The organism is Rhodococcus sp. OK302 (assembly GCF_002245895.1).
Lineage (GTDB): Bacteria > Actinomycetota > Actinomycetes > Mycobacteriales > Mycobacteriaceae > Rhodococcus_F.
In genome coordinates, this window is the sequence record NZ_NPJZ01000001.1 from 4705359 (window position 1) to 4722385 (window position 17027).

Sequence of the window (17027 nt, forward strand, 5' to 3'; positions counted from 1 at the left end):
ACCTGTGACTGTTCTCGATCGGCTACGTCCATCCCAGCGACGGTCCCGCACCACTGCGGCATTCGGCACTGCTGCGCTCGCACTCACGATGACTATCGGTGGTGCGATCGGTACTGCCGCCGCGGCACCGGACGGGGTGCCGGTATCACCCGCCGGGCACATCACGGGTTGGGGATATAACAACGCCGGGCAGGCCACCGGACTTTCCGGCGATTTCACCGCCGTCTCCGCGGGCGGCTCGCATTCCCTCGCGCTGACTAACGACGGCCACATCAAAACCTGGGGAGACACCACCCGCAGCCAGGCCAACAACGCGCCGACCGACGGTGGCTACACCGCGATTTCCGCCGGCTCCAGCCATTCCCTCGCACTCACCGCCGACGGCCACATCAAGACCTGGGGAGCCACCAGTTGGGGTCAGGCCGACGGCATCCCGACCGACAGCGGCTACACCGCCATCTCCGCCGGTCAAGACCATTCTCTCGCACTATCCGCCGACGGCCACATAAAGAACTGGGGCGCGCAGACCACCGGCGCACCCACCGACAGCGGCTACACCGCGATCTCCGCCGGCGGCAATCATTCCCTCGCACTCACCGCCGACGGCCACATCACCCAATGGGGAAACAACGACTACAGGCAGGCCGATGGAATGCCGACTAACGGCGGCTACACCGCCATCTCCGCCGGCGGCAATCATTCCCTCGCACTCACCAACGACGGCCACATCACCATCTGGGGAGATGTCACCATGGGGCAGCGCTGGGACGCACCCACTGACGGCGGCTACATCGCGATATCGGCTGGCACCTGGTACTCCACCGCGCTCACCGCCGACGGCCAGATCGTCACCTGGGGACTCAACGACGTCGGGCAGGCAGCCGCCGGTATCGGCCACACCGCTATCTCTGCCGGCGGCGCACATGTCCTCGCGCTGAACCCGCTGTCGGCTCCCACCGTCACCGGGACACCGCCGGCCGGTTCGATCGACCAGCCTTACAGTTACGCCTTTACCGTGACCGGATACCCCGCCTTCACTGTCACCTCCACCGGGACATTGCCTGAAGGACTGATACTCACCGAGGCCGGAGTGCTGTCCGGAACCCCCACCAAGACAGGATCATTCACCTTCACCGTCATGGCCTCCAACAGCGAGGGCGAGGCCAATCCCTTGCCGGTTACCGTCGAGATCACCGAAGCCGCCCTTCCGTCGACCGGGTCTCTCGATTTCCTCGGCCCAATTTTCGGATCCTGACAGCGAGCACGCCTCGCCGCTGAGCGAACGCGCCTTTCGTTCTATCTAAGGCGACGAAAGGTACGTTCGCTCAGATTCGGGTGGTTGCACCGCCTGCGCAACCTCGGCCTGCTTACGCCCACCGCCGCGTGCTGCGCCGACGCCGGCCACGACTACGCACCCAATTCCGGCCACCGCCAAGAGGCTCGGCACCTGGTGCAGCACAACAAAACCGATCAACTGCGCGAAGGCGGGTTCCAGACTCATCAGGGTCCCGAACGCCGCTGCTGAGAGCCTTCGCAGCGAAACCATTTCCAAGGCAAAGGGAACGACGGGCAGCAAAATCGCGAGTCCGAGGCCCACCAGGATGAGGTGCGGTGTCAAACGATCGACGGCTGACGAACCCACGGCAACTGTCGCCACCAACCCGGCCACGGCCATCGAGACAGCCAAGCCGTTAATCCCTGCCACCTCGTCGCCAACACGTTGGGTGAGCAGAATGTACAGAGCCCAACACAGTGCGGCGCCGAGCGCGTAGGCAACACCCAACAGATCGACGGTTCCCGCCCACGGTTCGGTCAGAAAAACGACGCCGATGCCTGCCAGTACCGGCCAGAGGATTCGGCCGCGGCCACGGATCAGTGCAAGGGTCAGTGGCCCCAGGAACTCCAATGCACTTGCGGTACCCAACGGAAGACGCTCGACAGCCGCCATGAACAAGAGCGTCATTGCTGCGGTGACAACACCCAGAACCAGGCAGGCTAGAAAAGCGTTTCGAGTGAATGCCGACGGCCGTGGCCTGACGATGAGTAGAAGGACGACTCCCGCCCACGCAAGTCGCAGCCACGCGGCTCCGTCGGCGCCCAGCTGGTCGATCAGACCGACCGACACCGCGAGGCCGAGCTGAACACACAGCATCGATACAACAGCCAAACCGACGCCGGCGCGCACTCGAAGATCCATGCCCCCAGTGAACGGGACGACCACCGTTCGCGTCCACGCGATTTTGACCGACATAATGTTCAGAAATCGTGAATGATCAACGGATGGAAACACGTCGGCTGCACCTTCTGCTCGAACTTTCACGCCTCGGATCCATGCGCGCAGTTGCCGAAACACACAACCTGACCACGTCGACGGTGTCGCAGCAACTGGCCGCTTTGACTGCCGAAATCGGCACTCAGTTGATCGAACCAGAAGGTCGACGCGTTCGTCTCACTCCCGCGGGACAGCGGCTCGCCGACCATGCGGTCACGATTCTTGCAGCGCTCGAAGCAGCGTGGCTCGATCTCGATCCAGACGCCGAACCCGTCGGGACTTTGCGCGTCGGCGGGTTTGCGACCGCGATCCGAACAGCACTTCTTCCCGTTGTTCGGGAGCTTGGTCGCACACATCCCACCGTGGATGTCGTGATGAGTGAGTTCGAACCACTGGAGGCATTTGCGCTACTCGAACGCGACGACCTCGATCTCGCGTTGACCTACGACTACAACCTCGCGCCCGCATCACCGAGTCCGCTCTTGGAGGCGATCCCCCTGTGGTCGACGTCCTGGGGTCTGGGAATTCCCGACAACACGACGGTGTCACACGCCGAACTCGGCTCATACGCCGAGACTCCGTGGATCGTGAACTCGCGGAACACCGCCGACGAACGAGCCGTCCGCACTCTGGCATCTCTGGCGGGGTTCACACCGAGGATCACTCATCAGATCGACAGTCTCGATCTGGTCGAACGGCTGATCCTCGACGGACACGGCGTTGGACTCATGCCCGCCGAACGCAAAACCCGCCCGGGCGTACGGATCATGCCGCTCACCGAACCACCTGTCATCCTCACGGCCTATGCCGTGACACGACGCGGAAGATCGTCGTGGCCTCCGCTTCGGCTCGTACTCGATCGACTGATGAAGTACCGCTGAGTCAGGCGCCGCCGGCTTCGCCGTCGAGGCGCTGCTGCTTGCCGATCCGACGCTGCGCCTCGGCTCGCTCACGGCACTGGCGCAAGAACTCTTCGTCGGCAGCCGGATCCTGTGCCAATGCCCGCCCCGGACGTTCGTATTCGCCGTATCCGGTTGGTCCGACGTATCCAACCGGTGCGTTGTGCCCGCGCCCGACGATCAGCCACAGAACCGAACCCAAGGTGGGAAGGAAGATAATCACGAGAATCCACACAACTTTGGGCAAGTGCTGGATGTACGCATCATCGCGAGTGATGGCGTCCACGATGCAGAAGATCCACAGCAACATCGTGATCAGTCCAAATAATGCGTAAGGCACGCTTCTTTTCCTCCTGGGTTCGAAAACTCTCGTCATGCTAACGAGAACAGACCAATTAGTACATAAGATTGGCGCGAATATTGAACTCGAGCCAGCTTCGATAGTCGTCGATACCCCACCCACTGGTGCGACGAAGTTGCTGATGCAGTTGAGGCGAGACCAGTGCCGTGAGCACTCCGGCTGCCTTCTCCACCGAGATGTCACGACGGATCAGCCCGTGTTCTGCAAGCCCTTCGGCAATCGACATCGCATTGACCGACGACTGGTCGGACGTCTCGAGAGCCAGCCGACGCATATCTGCATCGGCTCCCGACGATTCCACCGCCACCATCATCAACATGCCCGCACGCTCGAGCAGTCCGATGCCTTGTTCGACGATCTGCGACACCAGCCTGCGAACGTCATCGGGATCCGACGCGTTGGTACGCACACCGGAATCCGATGTGTCCAAGTCCGCGTCGAGCGCATGCGCTAACGCAGCTTCGAAAATCTCGAGCTTGCCACCCGGATACGCAGTGAACACTGTTCGCGGCGCAACTCCCGCGGCTGAGGCAATGTCCTTGGCTGTCGCCCCGACGTAGCCCTTCTCGACAAAGAGCGCAGCACCGGCGTCGCGGATCAACTCACGCGTTCGACGGGCTGCATCGGTCCTCACTTGCGAACTGTAGTGCCGTTTCTCGCTCACGCGGGGCACTCTATACGCATTCAATGCAGTCTTGACGCAAAGAAAAAAACTTGCAGTTCAGCAGCTATTTCTTCGGATGATCTATCCAACCGTCACTGCCCGGAAACACCAAAACTTCATGGCCGTCGTCGTAGCGCACAAGATACGGCGGAGCACCGTTCTCCCCGTGCACTTCGATTACTTCGGCCGACGTCTCGGCCTGACCGACAACCCGACCTTGTACATGTAGACGATCACCTACCTGGGCATGCATGAATTTCCTCCCTCGAGCGAACACTCTCTTTGCGTGTTCCCCACGGAGGCGCCACATAACCCGCAGATCTCGCGGTGACTGAATCCACACCACTCGGATGTGGCGCCAACCAGGTGAACAGTGGTTCACTTGTCGGTGAACAATCATTCACCCGCGCCTGAGGGAAGGACCGCACCTCTTGGCACTGCACTCAGCACCTGAGACATCCCCCGTCACTCCGCTCGCCCCGGCCACCCGCCGTTCCAGTCGACTGATCACGCTGATCCTGTGCCTATCCGGAACTGTCGTTGCACTACAGCAGACCATGGTGATTCCGCTACTCCCCGACTTCCCCAAGATTCTCGGAGTCAGCTCGGACAACGCGTCGTGGCTTGTCACCGTGACTCTGTTGACCAGTGCAGTGGCAACGCCGATCGTGTCGCGACTCGCGGACATGTTCGGGAAACGCCGAATGATGTTGATCTCGATGACGATGATCGTCATCGGGTCACTGATCGCCGCTGTCGGCGGCACGTTTCTCACGCTCCTCATCGGACGCGCATTACAAGGGTTCGCGATCTCGATGATCCCGGTCGGCATCAGCATCATGCGCGACGAACTGCCCAAGGAAAAGGTCGCGTCGGCAACCGCCTTGATGAGTGCGACTCTCGGAATCGGTAGTGCCCTGGGTCTACCACTGTCCGGCTTCATCTTCGAACAGTTCGGATGGGAAGCGATCTTCTGGCTCTCGGCCGTGGTCGGTGTACTTCTGATAGTCGCAGTCGCCGTGGTCATCCCGGAATCGAGTGTCCGAACCCGCGGGAAATTCGATTTCCTAGGTGCCATCCTGCTCTCCATTGCCCTGACCTCCCTCCTTCTGGCGATCTCCAAAGGTGCGCGCTGGGGTTGGACCAGTGAGCCGACAATCCTGATGTTCGGCCTCGGATTCGCTGTACTCGCGCTGTGGTTCCCATACGAACTTCGCGTGACCCAACCCATGGTCGATCTACGAACATCGGCAAAACGGCCGGTCCTGCTGACCAACGTTGCCTCCGCTCTGGTCGGATTCTCGATGTACGCCAACAACCTTTCGACGACGCAGCAGTTGCAGATGCCCAAGATCTCCGGCTACGGGTTCGAACTCGGCGTCATGGCAGCCGGTCTGTGCATGATTCCCGCGGGCCTCGCGATGGTCTTCTTTGCGCCTGTCTCCGCCAAGATCACCAAAGGGTTCGGCGCCAAGATCACGCTGATGGTCGGCGGCGCAGTCCTCGCCCTCGCATACGTCGCCCGTGTTTTCCTCACCGGTTCGATTCCGTTGATCGTGATCAGTGCTGCCGTCGTGAGTATCGGTACCGCCATCGCGTATTCGGCAATGCCGATGCTGATCATGCGGTCTGTGCCGATCACCGAAACCGCGTCGGCCAACGGTCTCAATTCACTACTGCGCTCGGTCGGTACTTCCATGTCCAGCGCCGTGGTCGCGGCCATGCTCACCGCGATGGTCATCCCCTCCGGTCCCGGCGAAGGGTTGCCGGCGCTCGGCGCATTCAAGAACATCTTCTGGCTCGCTGCCCTTGCCGCAGTCGGCGCAGTCATTGCAGCCGCCTTCATTCCGCGGTACGGCGCCAAACCTGAATCCGCATTGCCACCCGTCACGCCCGAGGGATTCGAAATCCCCTCCGCCGAGAATGAAATCGTTGTCGCCGGGCGTGTGGTGCGCGATGATCAGAGGCCGGTCAAGCAAGCCGTTGTCACTGTCATGGACATTGACGGTCAGCCAATCGATTGGAGCCGCGCCGACAACGAGGGCGTGTTCTCGTTGGCCCTACCGGAACCCGGACGCTACCTCGTGATCACCAGCGCCGACGGGTGGTCCCCCACATCGCAGGTCCTGCACTTCGACGACGCACAATCGACGCACACCGTGACGTTGGGCCAGCGGCTCACGATCTCCGGGACAGTCAGTGTCGACGGACTGTCCATCGCGGGAACCATTGTCACGCTGACCAAACCGACCGGTGAATTCATCGCCTCAACCCTCACCGATGAGACCGGGTACTACGGGATAGCGCTGCCGGCTTCCGGGCGGTACATCCTCACAGCACTCGCACCTGGCGGCGCAGGCTCACAGGCTCGGCAAATTGCGGTGATTGCGCAATCGACATCTGTCGATTTCAACGTTCCGCTGGATGAGGCACTTGCGCCGACGCGCGCGTGAGTGCACACAAGTCGCTGCACTCGGTCACATCTGGCTATCTGCGACCGGGTCGTGTGCACTCAAGTGCGGCACATCAGCACTGAACCAGGCATGCTGATCGGGTGCACACTTTCGAGGTCTGGGCGCCCACTCCAGAATCAGTTCAGGTCGACGTCGACGGCAAAGTTCACGAGATGACACGCGCCGCCGACGGTTGGTGGCGAAGCGAGATCGAATGCCCCAACGACGCGCGGTACGGATTTGTGGTCGATGGCAACACACTCCCCGACCCGCGGTCACCGCGCCAACCCGAAGGCGTGCACCAACTCTCCCAACTCCATGCGCTCGATGAATCGGTGTGGACGGACGCACTCTGGACCGGCCGCCAACTCGCTGGATCATCGGTGTACGAACTGCATGTCGGAACATTCACTCCTGAGGGAACATTCGACGCCGCGATCTCCCGCCTCGATCACCTCGTCGATCTCGGTGTCGGGTTTGTGGAACTGATGCCGGTCAACGGTTTCAACGGCACCCACAACTGGGGTTACGACGGCGTGCTCTGGTACACGGTCCACGAAGGGTACGGCGGTCCGGACGGATTGCAGCGCTTGGTAAATGCCGCCCACAATCGCGGACTCGGCGTGATCCTGGATGTCGTCTACAACCATCTCGGCCCGTCGGGCAACTATCTGGAGCGTTTCGGCCCGTACATTGCCGACGGTGCAAACACCTGGGGTCGAACCGTCAACATCGGCGGTCCGCAGTCCGGCGAAGTACGTGAATACATCATCAGAAACGCGTTGCGCTGGATGCGTGATTTCCACATCGACGGTCTGCGCCTCGACGCCGTCCATGCGCTGGTCGACCACAGCGGAACTCACATTCTCGAGGAACTGGCAGTCCGCACCGAAACACTGTCTGCCCATGTCGGCCGGCCGCTGACGCTGATCGCCGAAAGCGATCTCAACGACGCCACCCTCATCACTCCCCGAGCGGCGGGCGGATTCGGTCTTCACGCGCAATGGGACGACGACATCCACCATGCGATCCATACTGCGGTTTCCGGCGAGCGGCAGGGTTACTACGCGGACTTCGGATCTCTGGAATCACTGGCGAACACCTTGCGGCGCGGGTTCTTTCATGCGGGCACGTACTCGTCGTTCCGCGGACGGGCTCATGGCCGTCCACTCGACATTTCGCAGCAGGCCGCCAGCGCTCTGCTGGCCTACACCTGCACTCACGATCAGATCGGAAACCGTGCAATCGGCGACCGTCCCAGCGCCTATCTGACGCCGGGCCAACTCGCGATCAAAGCGGCACTCGTCCTGCTCTCGCCGTATACGCCGATGCTGTTCATGGGCGAGGAATGGGGCGCGTCGACGCCATTCCAGTTCTTCACGTCACATCCGGAACCGGAACTGGGCGCGGCTACTGCACGCGGACGCAAGGCCGAATTCGCGGCCCACGGCTGGAACACCGACGACATCCCCGATCCCCAAGACCCGCAGACGTTTCTGCGATCGAAGTTGAACTGGGATGAGCTCGACGCGGGCCCCCACCCGCGCCTTCTATCTTGCTACCGGGATCTACTTGCATTGCGCAAGAAGCGAATCGAGCTCACCGATCCCTGGCTGGGGCACCTGCACGTCGACTACGACGAGGGTAAGCAGTGGATCACGCTGCGACGCGGCGCATTACAGATCGTCTGCAATCTGGGAACGGACGCGGCCCACGTCCCGGCCGGCGGAACCCCCATTCTCTGGTGGGATCTACCGACGCAGGACGAGACCGCGTCCGCAACTGTGGTGCCCGGGCATTCATTTGTGGTACTGGAGAACTGACTAACTAACGCTTCGCGTTCTCCGGTGTACTCCGCAGCATCCGCAGCACCAGCGCAGCGCTGATGAACAGCACCAGAGCAGTAGCGCCGGAGGCAACGTGCATACCGTCGACAAAGGCCGACTTCGCAGAATCCGCCAATGCCGATCCTGCCTCGACGGGCAGGTGCTTGGCTTCTTCGAGCGCACCGCCGAGGGTGCCCTGCGCTGCGTGTGCTTGATCGCCGTCGAGCATGGAGACGTCGATTCCCTTGCGGAAGATCGCCATGACGACGCTACCCAGGATTGCCACGCCCAGCGCAATACCAAGTTCGTAGGCTGTCTCGGACACCGCCGACGCGGCACCGGCGCGCTCGGGTGCAACCGAGCTGATCACCAAATCCGAAGTAAGAGTCAAGGCCACACCGACACCCGCTCCGGCCAGACCGAAGCCGATCACGAACATCATCGGACCACTGTCCACACCCAGTGCCAGCATCATTGCCGCGCCGATACCGGCAACGAGCAAACCGGCGCTGAGCACCTGCGACACCGTCCATCGGCGAATCAGCCAGGCACCTGCCACCGCGGTGAAGGCGCTCAGCAACATACCGGGCAGCATCAACAGACCGGCGTCGAATGCACCGTTACCGAGCACCAACTGCAGGTACTGCGAGCCGAAGAACAACACACCGGCCAGAGCGAAAATCGAGAGCAGGTTTGTCAGCACTGCGGTGGAGAACGCCGGATTCGCAAACAGTTTCAGATCCAACATCGGATCCTTCAGGCTCCGTTGACGACGAACGAAGGCAACACCTGCGGCCAGGCCGACCAGGGCGACAGCGAACAACGTGAAGCTGACACCGTGGACGACGGATTCCTTGATCGCGTAGACCAACGGAAGCATCGTTGCCATCGACAGGCCCGCGCTGATCAGATCGAATCGGCCGGGGTTGGGGTCCTTGGACTCCGGGATCAGGATCGGGCCGAGGATAACCAGGGCGATCATGACCGGGATGTTGATGAGGAAGACGGAACCCCACCAGAAGTGCTCGAGCAACCAGCCGCCGACCAGCGGGCCGGCTGCGGTACCGCCGCCGGCCATGGCTCCCCAGACGCCGATTGCTTCGGTGCGCTGACGAGGGTTAATGAAGATGGTGCGGATCAGGCCCAGCGTCGCGGGCATAAGCGTCGCACCGGAAATACCTTGCAGAACGCGGGCTGCGATCAGCATTTCCGGGGTAGTGGCCATAGCCGCGATGATCGACGCGAGACCGAAGCCCACCGCGCCGATGAGTAGGAGCTTTCGCCTACCAATGCGGTCACCGAGCGTGCCCATCGTGATGAGGAGACCCGCGAGGATGAACGAGTAGACGTCGATGATCCAGAGCAGCTGAGTGCTGCTCGGTTCCAGGTCCGCGCTGATGAACGGCAGGGCGAGATCGAGCACCGTGCCGTCGACCGCGATGAGCAACACCGCAAACGCGAGGACCACCAGGCCCGCCCAGTCGCGCTTGGTTGCCCGAACATCCTCGGGATTGATTGCAGACGTCTGATCTGCCGACACTGACATTGCTCTTCTGCAACTTTCCGTGAGTCGAGTACGAATTTCACTGAACCGTCCAGCCGGTACAGTGACTGTTTGACACTAACAGTGAACCGTCTCGGCGGTAAAGTTATTTCCCGGTACAGTTCCATCACATGGCTCAAGGCACACGTGATCGCATCCTCGACGCACTGGAGAAGTTACTGCTGGTCAGTGGCGTCGCGCAGGTCACGCTCGAAGGTGTTGCCACTGAAGCCGGGGTATCAAAGGGCGGACTTCTGTACCACTTCCCCAGTAAGGAAGCTCTCCTTGCCGCGATGGTCCGCAGGCTCGGCGAACGCTCCGATCAACAACTGGCCGACGCCGTTGCCGGTGGCACGTCCGCAACCGAGTTCTATCTTCAGATTCCGGATTCGAGCACCGCTGAAGAACTGGCGCTGTTCCGCTCGATCATCGCCGCACTACGGACCGTCGACGGCCAGCACGACGAAATCCAGAAAGCTGTCATCGAAGTGATGCGCAGCTGGGACCAGGGTCTGCAGACGGAGAATTCCGATCCCGTTCAAGCCGAAATCATCCGCCTCGTCGGCGACGGCATCTACCTCGCCGCAATGCTCGGACTCCCCCAACCGGATCCCGAACTGCACCGTCAGGTGATCGAGCGGCTGATGCCGTGACCACCTGACGGAACGTTCCCTACGTCAAATAGCGGTACGCCGGACTTCCCGGCTCGAGCCGCTCGGACTTCATCGGTGCGCGCTCCATACGTTCGAGCAACGACGACAAACCGTCGGCGGAGCCCAGTTCGATACCGACCAACGCTGCGCCAGTCTCACGGTTGTTGCGCTTGACGTACTCGAACAGCGAGATGTCGTCGTCCGGGCCCAGCACTTCGGAGAGGAACCGGCGCAGCGCGCCCGGCTCCTGCGGGAAATCCACCAGGAAGTAATGCTTGAGCCCCAGATGCACCAACGAACGCTCGAGGATTTCTCCGTAGCGCGAGACGTCGTTGTTTCCACCGGAAATCAGGCACACGACGGTCGACCCTGGCTCGAGAGTCAAATTCTGAAGTGCTGCAACAGAAAGCGCGCCCGCCGGTTCAGCAATGATGCCCTCGTTCTGATAGATCTCGAGCATCGCCGTGCAGATTGCGCCTTCGTCGATCTGGTTCACCACAAACGAGCCTGAACCGGGAAGGCCGGACAGCTGACGGGCAACCAACGGCAACGACGCATGGGAAACCACGGCAGCGCCCAAACGCGAGACCACCTCGTACGGAAGATCACCGATTCGCTTGACCGCTGCGCCGTCCACAAACGGATCCACCACCGGCAGCGTCACGGGGGCACCAGCCACCAGGGCCGCCGTCATCGACGCCGCGCCGGACGGCTCGATGCCGACAATGGACGTCTTCGGCGAACGCTCATGCAGGTAGGTAGCGATGCCTGCGATGCACCCACCGCCGCCGACCGGGACAACAATCGCGTCGAGGGGCGCATCCAGCTGCTGCAAGATTTCTGCGGCGATTGTCCCCTGACCGGCCGCGGTACGCGGGTCGTCAAAGGGAGCAACCATGGTGGCGCCCGTTCGCGCAACATCCTCGACAGCTGCCGCAGCAGCCGCGTCGTACGTTTCACCGATCATGAAAAGTTCGACAAACTCGCCGCCGTGAGCGCGGATCCGGTCGCGCTTCTGCTTCGGCGTATTCGCCGGCACGTAGATCCGGCCCTGGATCTGCATCCGCCGGCAGGCATACGCGACACCCTGGGCGTGGTTTCCGGCACTGGCAGCCACAACGCCCGCGGCAAGTTCCTCGTCGGTCAACTGTGCGATCAGGTTGAACGCACCACGGATCTTGTACGAGCGAACACTTTGCAGGTCTTCACGCTTGAGGTACACCTTGGCGCCGGTCAGCGCTGACAGCCTCTCGCTGTACTGCAAAGGCGTGGCCGCAATAACGTCTTGAATTCGCTCGATCGCCGCGTCAATTTCCCGCGCGTCGAGCGCCGGCAGGGTGGACTTGGTAGCTACGACCTCGGGCGAGTTAGACACCCCGCCATTTTTGCACGTCCGACGCCAACCTTCCCACCGCGGTCACCGCATTTCACCCCGGCATACGTCGGCGCACCCACTGCAGCGTCACACGCGGTCGTTGACCGCCTGTGCGGTGGCCGCGCGCGCCGACATGGCACCGGCCGCATCAGCATGGAAGAGCGCATCGTTGTAGTGGCATCCCGGGGGCACCCACTCGAAGGTCTTCTCTTCGGAGAACTTGTAGTAGAGAGCGCGTCGGCCTGCAGCTTGGCCGGTGGGCGGCGGCGTGCTGTGCATGACATCGCCGAAGTGGAGGGTGAGGTCGCCGGGCTCGGTTTCGAGTTTCGCCACCGGCAAATTGCCCTCTTCACCCCACTGATGCCGGTGATTGGCGTACCGGTGTGAACCTGCCAGAACCATGAGCTGACCGTTGGCGGGATTTGCGTAGTCGAGCTGGATTCCGCCCTGAATGAGTGGGCACAGGACTGGATGACCACCGATGCCGTCGTCGACATGCCAGCCGAGGTCTCCGTCACCCTTGACGATGTTGGAGGACTTGATGAAGACCATCGGTCCGTCCAGACGGTCGTCACACACGCGAAAGTTCGGGTTGGCCAGGCGAGCGAAATCAGTCAATCGAGGCTCGAAGCACAGCTCCTGCAATACCTTTGAATAGCGGCCGAGATAGTTGATTCGGGTGACCACCTCATCACTATCGGCGTTGAGCGACCACCACGAGAACGGATCACCCGGCGCCGTCTGGGATCGAGCGTATTCGACCTCGTCGCGGAACGTCGCAATCTCTTCGGGCGAGTACACCCCCTTGATATGGAGATATCCGGCTGTCGCGAGGAAGTGTCGCATCTCGTCACGATCACCGTCGGCCGGGAATCTACGAAGCAAGTCGAGTGGTTCGCCGTCCAGGCCGATCAGCGTGTCCCACACTGCATCGGTGTAAATCGGCCGACCGGAGACCAATGCTCGTGTTGCCGGCTCCCATCGCCGCCACGTGTCCACCGTGCCCCGAAGCATCGTGGCGCGCTCGGTACGAAATGATCCGCTGGCAGTCAACAGCTCGTTCAGGTACGACGAGAACGTCGCTTCGTCGAGTTCGACGAGTGTCTCGGCCCTCTCATCTCCGACGACAACCTCGATGCCGCGCGCCGTGGCCGTCCAGGTATAAGTGGTTCCGTCAATCCGAAAACCTAACGGCGGCACACCTTTCAGATCATCGACAACCAGGGCGCCGTTCAGTGCATTCAATGCAGGAAGTTGATCCACATGGAATGAAGCGAATGAATACCTCGGGAAGGAATCCGCAATTGCATCAACCCACGGAAGGCTTGTTCCCAGCTTGTCGGTACCCATCAACACTCCTCGTCATCGCAAACGAACTGTCGTGTTACTCTGTAACATGATTGTGTTACAAAATTAGCTTAGGGTGGAAATATGTCCTCCGTCAAGGAAATTCAGTCGGTCCGTAACGCGTGCCGAGTATTCGAAGCAATTTCTCAGATGCAGCCAGTCGGGGTCAGCGACCTCGCTCGCACCATCGACATCGACAAGAGCGCCGTACATCGCCTGGCGGTCACCCTGCACTCAGCAGGCTGGCTCGAACGCACCGAGGACGGACGATGGACTGTTTCGCCGACAATACTGGCCACGATCCGCGCGTCCGCGACCACGACTCTTGCGACCGACGTTCGACACCTTGTAGAAGCTGCTCGGGATCAGTCCGGGGAAACAGCAATGCTCGTGGTTCCCGAAGGCAATCGACTGATGATCGTGGATGCCGCCGAAAGCCGCCAAACCCTGCGGGTTTCCGTGACAGTCGGAACGGAGATGCTGGCTCGAACCAGCTCCGCACTGCGCGCTATCGCCGCCCACTTGCCGGCCGACGAACTCGGTCCGTGGCGGATGGTCGACTCCGATCTGACGGACGCCTCGCTCGCTAAGATCCGCCGGCGCGGCTGGGCACAGAATGACGGCGAAGGATACGACGGCACCCGAGCAGTCGGTGCCGCACTACTTCGAGGCGACGACGTACCGGTCGCGGCCTTGGTTATCTGCGCGCCTTCCACACGCTTTCAGCCCGAGCGGGCGCAAGAACACGGCGCCCTGGTTGCTCGCCTTGCAGAGTCCTGGACCGGACGCTGAACCAACCCGAGAGGCCATTTCTTTTCGGCGGCAGAGGATTACATCGATTCGAAGACACCGAATGAGCCCTCGTCTAGTCTCGTGAAAAGCAGGAAATAGAACGAAGTTCAGCGCTCGACATTTGCCTCGTCATCGATGGCAGAAATCAGCCGTGTCTTCGACGAACTCAGAGGAACCCATCGCATGACCTCCTACGACGGCATCCCGATCATCGACACACACATCGGGTTTCGCGAGTCAGGCTACGACGAGTACGCGTTCATCACGCGGCAGACCAAGGATCAGCAGAGCCTCAACGAATTCAGCATGCCGGCGCAGTACATGTTCAAGGGCGTGCCCGACAACCTATCCACCGACGATCCCGTCTCCGTGACCCTGAAGGAGATGGACAAGCACGGCATCGAGATCGGCATGGTCAGCATGGCAAAGGAGTCGGGAAAGCGCGCGGTCACACTCTTCCCGGACCGGTTCGTTCCGCAGGGTTCCGCGGTCGACCCCAACGACATCATGGGCACACTCAACCGAATGACCCGCGAGTACGAAGAATTCGGCATCGTCTCGGTGAGTTCCTTTGCGGCTGGAACGTTCCCGCAGGTGGCTCTCAACGCGCCGCAGATGTACCCGATCTACGCCAAGTGCGTCGAACTGGATATCCCGATCTTCGCGTGCGCCGGCATCGCCGGGCCCAGGCTCAAATCCGCAGTCCAGCACGTCGAATTGATCGACGATGTGATGTTCGATTTTCCGGACCTGGTTTTTGTCACCCGGCACGGCTGCGAACCCTGGGAGGCGCTGGCCGTCAAGCTGATGCTCAAATGGCCCAATCTCTATTACTCCACCTCGGCATTCGCGCCCAAGCACTACCCCAAGGCAATCGTCGACTATGCCAACACTCGCGGGGCCGACAAAATCATCTACGCTGGATACTTTCCGGCTGGATTGACGCTGGACCGAATCTTCGACGACATGCCGCAGGTTCCGTTCAACGCCGACGTGTGGCCCAAGTTCCTCCACGAAAACGCCCGCAAGGTACTGAAACTGAAAAGCTGAGATTGGCGCCTTCTCAGCCCCGCGGGTTGAATTGCGACGGACGCGGCACGTTCCGCAGATTGGACTTCGCCATCTGCACGGCCTCCCCCACACCGCCGTTCATCACCATCTTCGACATAGCAAGCGCGAACCCCTTGACCTGGCCTCCGGTGATGGTGGGCGGCAACGACAATGCCAGCGGATCCGTCACAAGATCGACCAATGCCGGACCGTCGTGACCGAGCGCAGCGCGAATACCGGATTCGATATCAGCGGGGTTTTCGATACGACGCGAGAAGATCCCCAAGGCCGCAGCAACCGCTGCGTAGTCGACTCGTGGAACGTCGACGCCGAAATCGGGTAGACCATCCACCAACATCTCGAGTTTGACCATTCCCAAGGTCGAATTGTTGAACACAACGATCTTGACCGGCAGTCGGTACATCGCAACCGTCACCAGTTCGCCGAGCAACATCGACAGTCCCCCGTCGCCGGAGACCGAAATGACCTGCCGGCCTGGGCTTGCCCATTGCGCGCCCATAGCGTGTGGCAATGCATTGGCCATGGAACCGTGCAAGGCCGACGAAAGAAATCGCCGGGAACCGTTGGGATTGAGATAGCGTGCCGTCCACACATTGCACATGCCGGTGTCAGCGGTGAAGATGGCGTCGTCCGCGGCAAGGTCGTCGAGGATCGATGCAGCATATTCGGGGTGAATCGGCGTTCGCTGCTTTACCGGATCGGTATATGCCCCGACAACTTTGGTCATGAGTGTGTTGTGCGTAGCGAGCATGTCTTCGAGGAAAACCCGGTCTTCCTTGCGGTCCAATTGGGGAATCACCGCCGCGAGTGTGGCTGCAACATCTCCGTGCACCGCAAGATCCAAGCTGGTTCGACGGCCCAATTTCTCTGCTGCAGAATCGATCTGAGCGGTCCGCACAGTGTGTGGCAGAAACTGATCGTACGGAAAATCCGTTCCGATCAGGAGCAACAGATCAGCCCCGTGCATACCGTCGTGTGCAGCACCGTAACCCAGAAGACCCGTCATCCCGACGTCGTACGGGTTGTCGTACTGAATCCACTCTTTGCCCCGCAAAGTGTGGCCGATGGGCGCGCCAACAGTTTCAGCCAATTCGAGGACTTCGTCGCGGGCACCTCGCACCCCGATGCCGGCGAAGATCGCCACCTTTTTCGACGCGTTGATCACCTCAGCCAACGCCGTGACATCTTCGGTATCCGGGACAAGCGCCGGCCGACGCGTTGCCACCAGAGCCGGCGGCGTTCCTTCCGCGGGACAATCCGCGATGTCACCAGGGAGGACGATCACCGAGACACCGCTGCGGGACACCGAATGTTGAATTGCAGACTGTACGACGCGCGGCGACTGCACTGCCGTGCTGATCAGTTCGGTATAGCTCGAACATTCGATCAAGATGCGCTCGGGATGGGTTTCCTGAAAGTAACCCATCCCGATCTGAGCACTCGGAATGTGCGACGCAATCGCAAGGACCGGCGCGCCCGAGCGATGTGCGTCGTAAAGCCCGTTGATCAGATGCAGGTTTCCGGGGCCGCACGAGCCGGCACAGACCGCCAACCGTCCCGTGATCTGCGCATCCGCTGCGGCAGCAAAGGCTGCTGCTTCCTCATGCCGGACATGAATCCAGTCGATACCCCCCTTCGTGGATCCGCCGGTGCGCCGCACTGCGTCCACGATGGGGTTGAGACTGTCTCCGACGATGCCGTAGATCCGACTCACTCTGGCATCAAGCAACTGTTGAACCAATTGATCTGCAACGGTTTTCGGACTCATGCG

General features: G+C 61.1%; 15 protein-coding genes. 7 read left to right on the forward strand and 8 right to left on the reverse strand.

The features are described 5' to 3' along the window. Positions 1–4 precede the first annotated feature (4 nt). The gene (locus BDB13_RS21560; RefSeq protein ID WP_094273623.1) at positions 5–1255 is read left to right on the forward strand and encodes a putative Ig domain-containing protein; all 1251 of its coding nucleotides are present in this window, start codon (positions 5–7) and stop codon (positions 1253–1255) included. A gap of 45 nt (positions 1256–1300) precedes the next feature. Here the strand turns inward: BDB13_RS21560 and BDB13_RS21565 are convergent, their stop codons facing one another. After that, positions 1301–2197, reverse strand: a complete 897-nt coding sequence (locus tag BDB13_RS21565; RefSeq protein WP_094275088.1) for an EamA family transporter — start codon at positions 2195–2197, stop codon at positions 1301–1303. Between the two features lie 83 nt (positions 2198–2280). Here BDB13_RS21565 and BDB13_RS21570 point away from each other — a divergent pair, with 83 nt between their 5' ends. Beyond that, a complete protein-coding gene (locus tag BDB13_RS21570; protein WP_094273624.1) occupies positions 2281–3153 on the forward strand; it encodes a LysR family transcriptional regulator in 873 nt (290 codons plus the stop codon). A gap of 1 nt (position 3154) precedes the next feature. On the opposite strand, the gene BDB13_RS21575 is transcribed toward BDB13_RS21570, so the two are convergent. Genes BDB13_RS21575 through BDB13_RS21585 form a run of 3 tightly spaced genes read right to left on the reverse strand, consistent with a single transcriptional unit; the run spans position 3155 to position 4449 of the window. Beyond that, entirely contained in the window at positions 3155–3511 is a 357-nt protein-coding gene (locus BDB13_RS21575; RefSeq protein WP_094273625.1) for a PLD nuclease N-terminal domain-containing protein, read from the reverse strand. Between the two features lie 55 nt (positions 3512–3566). Next, positions 3567–4205 (reverse strand): TetR/AcrR family transcriptional regulator, encoded by a 639-nt coding sequence (locus BDB13_RS21580; protein ID WP_441347205.1) that lies wholly within the window; start codon positions 4203–4205, stop codon positions 3567–3569. A 55-nt stretch (positions 4206–4260) separates the two neighbouring features. Beyond that, positions 4261–4449, reverse strand: a complete 189-nt coding sequence (locus BDB13_RS21585; protein WP_094273627.1) for a DUF1918 domain-containing protein — start codon at positions 4447–4449, stop codon at positions 4261–4263. Between the two features lie 178 nt (positions 4450–4627). On the opposite strand from BDB13_RS21585, the gene BDB13_RS21590 reads away from it, so the two are divergent. Together BDB13_RS21590 and treZ are read left to right on the forward strand one after the other, a co-directional pair. Next, on the forward strand, positions 4628–6649 hold the full coding sequence (locus BDB13_RS21590; RefSeq protein ID WP_254922910.1) for an MFS transporter: 2022 nt from the start codon (positions 4628–4630) through the stop codon (positions 6647–6649). 101 nt (positions 6650–6750) lie between these two features. Beyond that, positions 6751–8472 carry a malto-oligosyltrehalose trehalohydrolase gene (gene treZ / locus BDB13_RS21595; protein WP_094273628.1) on the forward strand — a complete coding sequence of 574 codons (1722 nt, stop codon included), beginning with the start codon at positions 6751–6753 and terminating at the stop codon, positions 8470–8472. Between the two features lie 4 nt (positions 8473–8476). On the opposite strand, the gene BDB13_RS21600 is transcribed toward treZ, so the two are convergent. Further along, a complete protein-coding gene (locus BDB13_RS21600) occupies positions 8477–10021 on the reverse strand; it encodes an MFS transporter (protein WP_094273629.1) in 1545 nt (514 codons plus the stop codon). Positions 10022–10149: 128 nt separating this feature from the next. Here BDB13_RS21600 and BDB13_RS21605 point away from each other — a divergent pair, with 128 nt between their 5' ends. Beyond that, complete coding sequence (locus tag BDB13_RS21605; protein WP_094273630.1) at positions 10150–10671, forward strand: TetR/AcrR family transcriptional regulator; 522 nt, start codon at positions 10150–10152, stop codon at positions 10669–10671. Positions 10672–10690: 19 nt separating this feature from the next. On the opposite strand, the gene ilvA is transcribed toward BDB13_RS21605, so the two are convergent. Together ilvA and BDB13_RS21615 are read right to left on the reverse strand one after the other, a co-directional pair. Beyond that, complete coding sequence (ilvA, locus tag BDB13_RS21610; protein ID WP_094273631.1) at positions 10691–12046, reverse strand: threonine ammonia-lyase IlvA; 1356 nt, start codon at positions 12044–12046, stop codon at positions 10691–10693. Between the two features lie 87 nt (positions 12047–12133). Then, entirely contained in the window at positions 12134–13396 is a 1263-nt protein-coding gene (locus BDB13_RS21615) for a phytanoyl-CoA dioxygenase family protein (RefSeq protein ID WP_094273632.1), read from the reverse strand. Positions 13397–13477: 81 nt separating this feature from the next. On the opposite strand from BDB13_RS21615, the gene BDB13_RS21620 reads away from it, so the two are divergent. Further along, a complete protein-coding gene (locus tag BDB13_RS21620) occupies positions 13478–14185 on the forward strand; it encodes an IclR family transcriptional regulator (protein ID WP_094273633.1) in 708 nt (235 codons plus the stop codon). A 183-nt stretch (positions 14186–14368) separates the two neighbouring features. Continuing rightward, positions 14369–15235 (forward strand): amidohydrolase family protein, encoded by an 867-nt coding sequence (locus BDB13_RS21625; RefSeq protein WP_094275090.1) that lies wholly within the window; start codon positions 14369–14371, stop codon positions 15233–15235. A gap of 13 nt (positions 15236–15248) precedes the next feature. Here BDB13_RS21625 and BDB13_RS21630 read toward each other — a convergent pair whose 3' ends face one another. After that, positions 15249–17024 carry a pyruvate dehydrogenase gene (locus BDB13_RS21630; RefSeq protein ID WP_094273634.1) on the reverse strand — a complete coding sequence of 592 codons (1776 nt, stop codon included), beginning with the start codon at positions 17022–17024 and terminating at the stop codon, positions 15249–15251. Positions 17025–17027 lie beyond the last annotated feature (3 nt).

What these genes read in the sequence shown, in the direction of transcription:
- BDB13_RS21625 (WP_094275090.1), top strand. Translation starts at nt 14,369, where the DNA reads ATGACCTCCTACGACGGCATCCCGATCATCGACACACACATCGGGTTT.
- BDB13_RS21600 (WP_094273629.1), bottom strand. Translation starts at nt 10,021, where the DNA reads ATGTCAGTGTCGGCAGATCAGACGTCTGCAATCAATCCCGAGGATGTT.
- BDB13_RS21605 (WP_094273630.1), top strand. Translation starts at nt 10,150, where the DNA reads ATGGCTCAAGGCACACGTGATCGCATCCTCGACGCACTGGAGAAGTTA.
- BDB13_RS21630 (WP_094273634.1), bottom strand. Translation starts at nt 17,024, where the DNA reads ATGAGTCCGAAAACCGTTGCAGATCAATTGGTTCAACAGTTGCTTGAT.
- BDB13_RS21565 (WP_094275088.1), bottom strand. Translation starts at nt 2,197, where the DNA reads ATGGATCTTCGAGTGCGCGCCGGCGTCGGTTTGGCTGTTGTATCGATG.
- BDB13_RS21615 (WP_094273632.1), bottom strand. Translation starts at nt 13,396, where the DNA reads ATGGGTACCGACAAGCTGGGAACAAGCCTTCCGTGGGTTGATGCAATT.
- BDB13_RS21570 (WP_094273624.1), top strand. Translation starts at nt 2,281, where the DNA reads ATGGAAACACGTCGGCTGCACCTTCTGCTCGAACTTTCACGCCTCGGA.
- BDB13_RS21620 (WP_094273633.1), top strand. Translation starts at nt 13,478, where the DNA reads ATGTCCTCCGTCAAGGAAATTCAGTCGGTCCGTAACGCGTGCCGAGTA.
- BDB13_RS21585 (WP_094273627.1), bottom strand. Translation starts at nt 4,449, where the DNA reads ATGCATGCCCAGGTAGGTGATCGTCTACATGTACAAGGTCGGGTTGTC.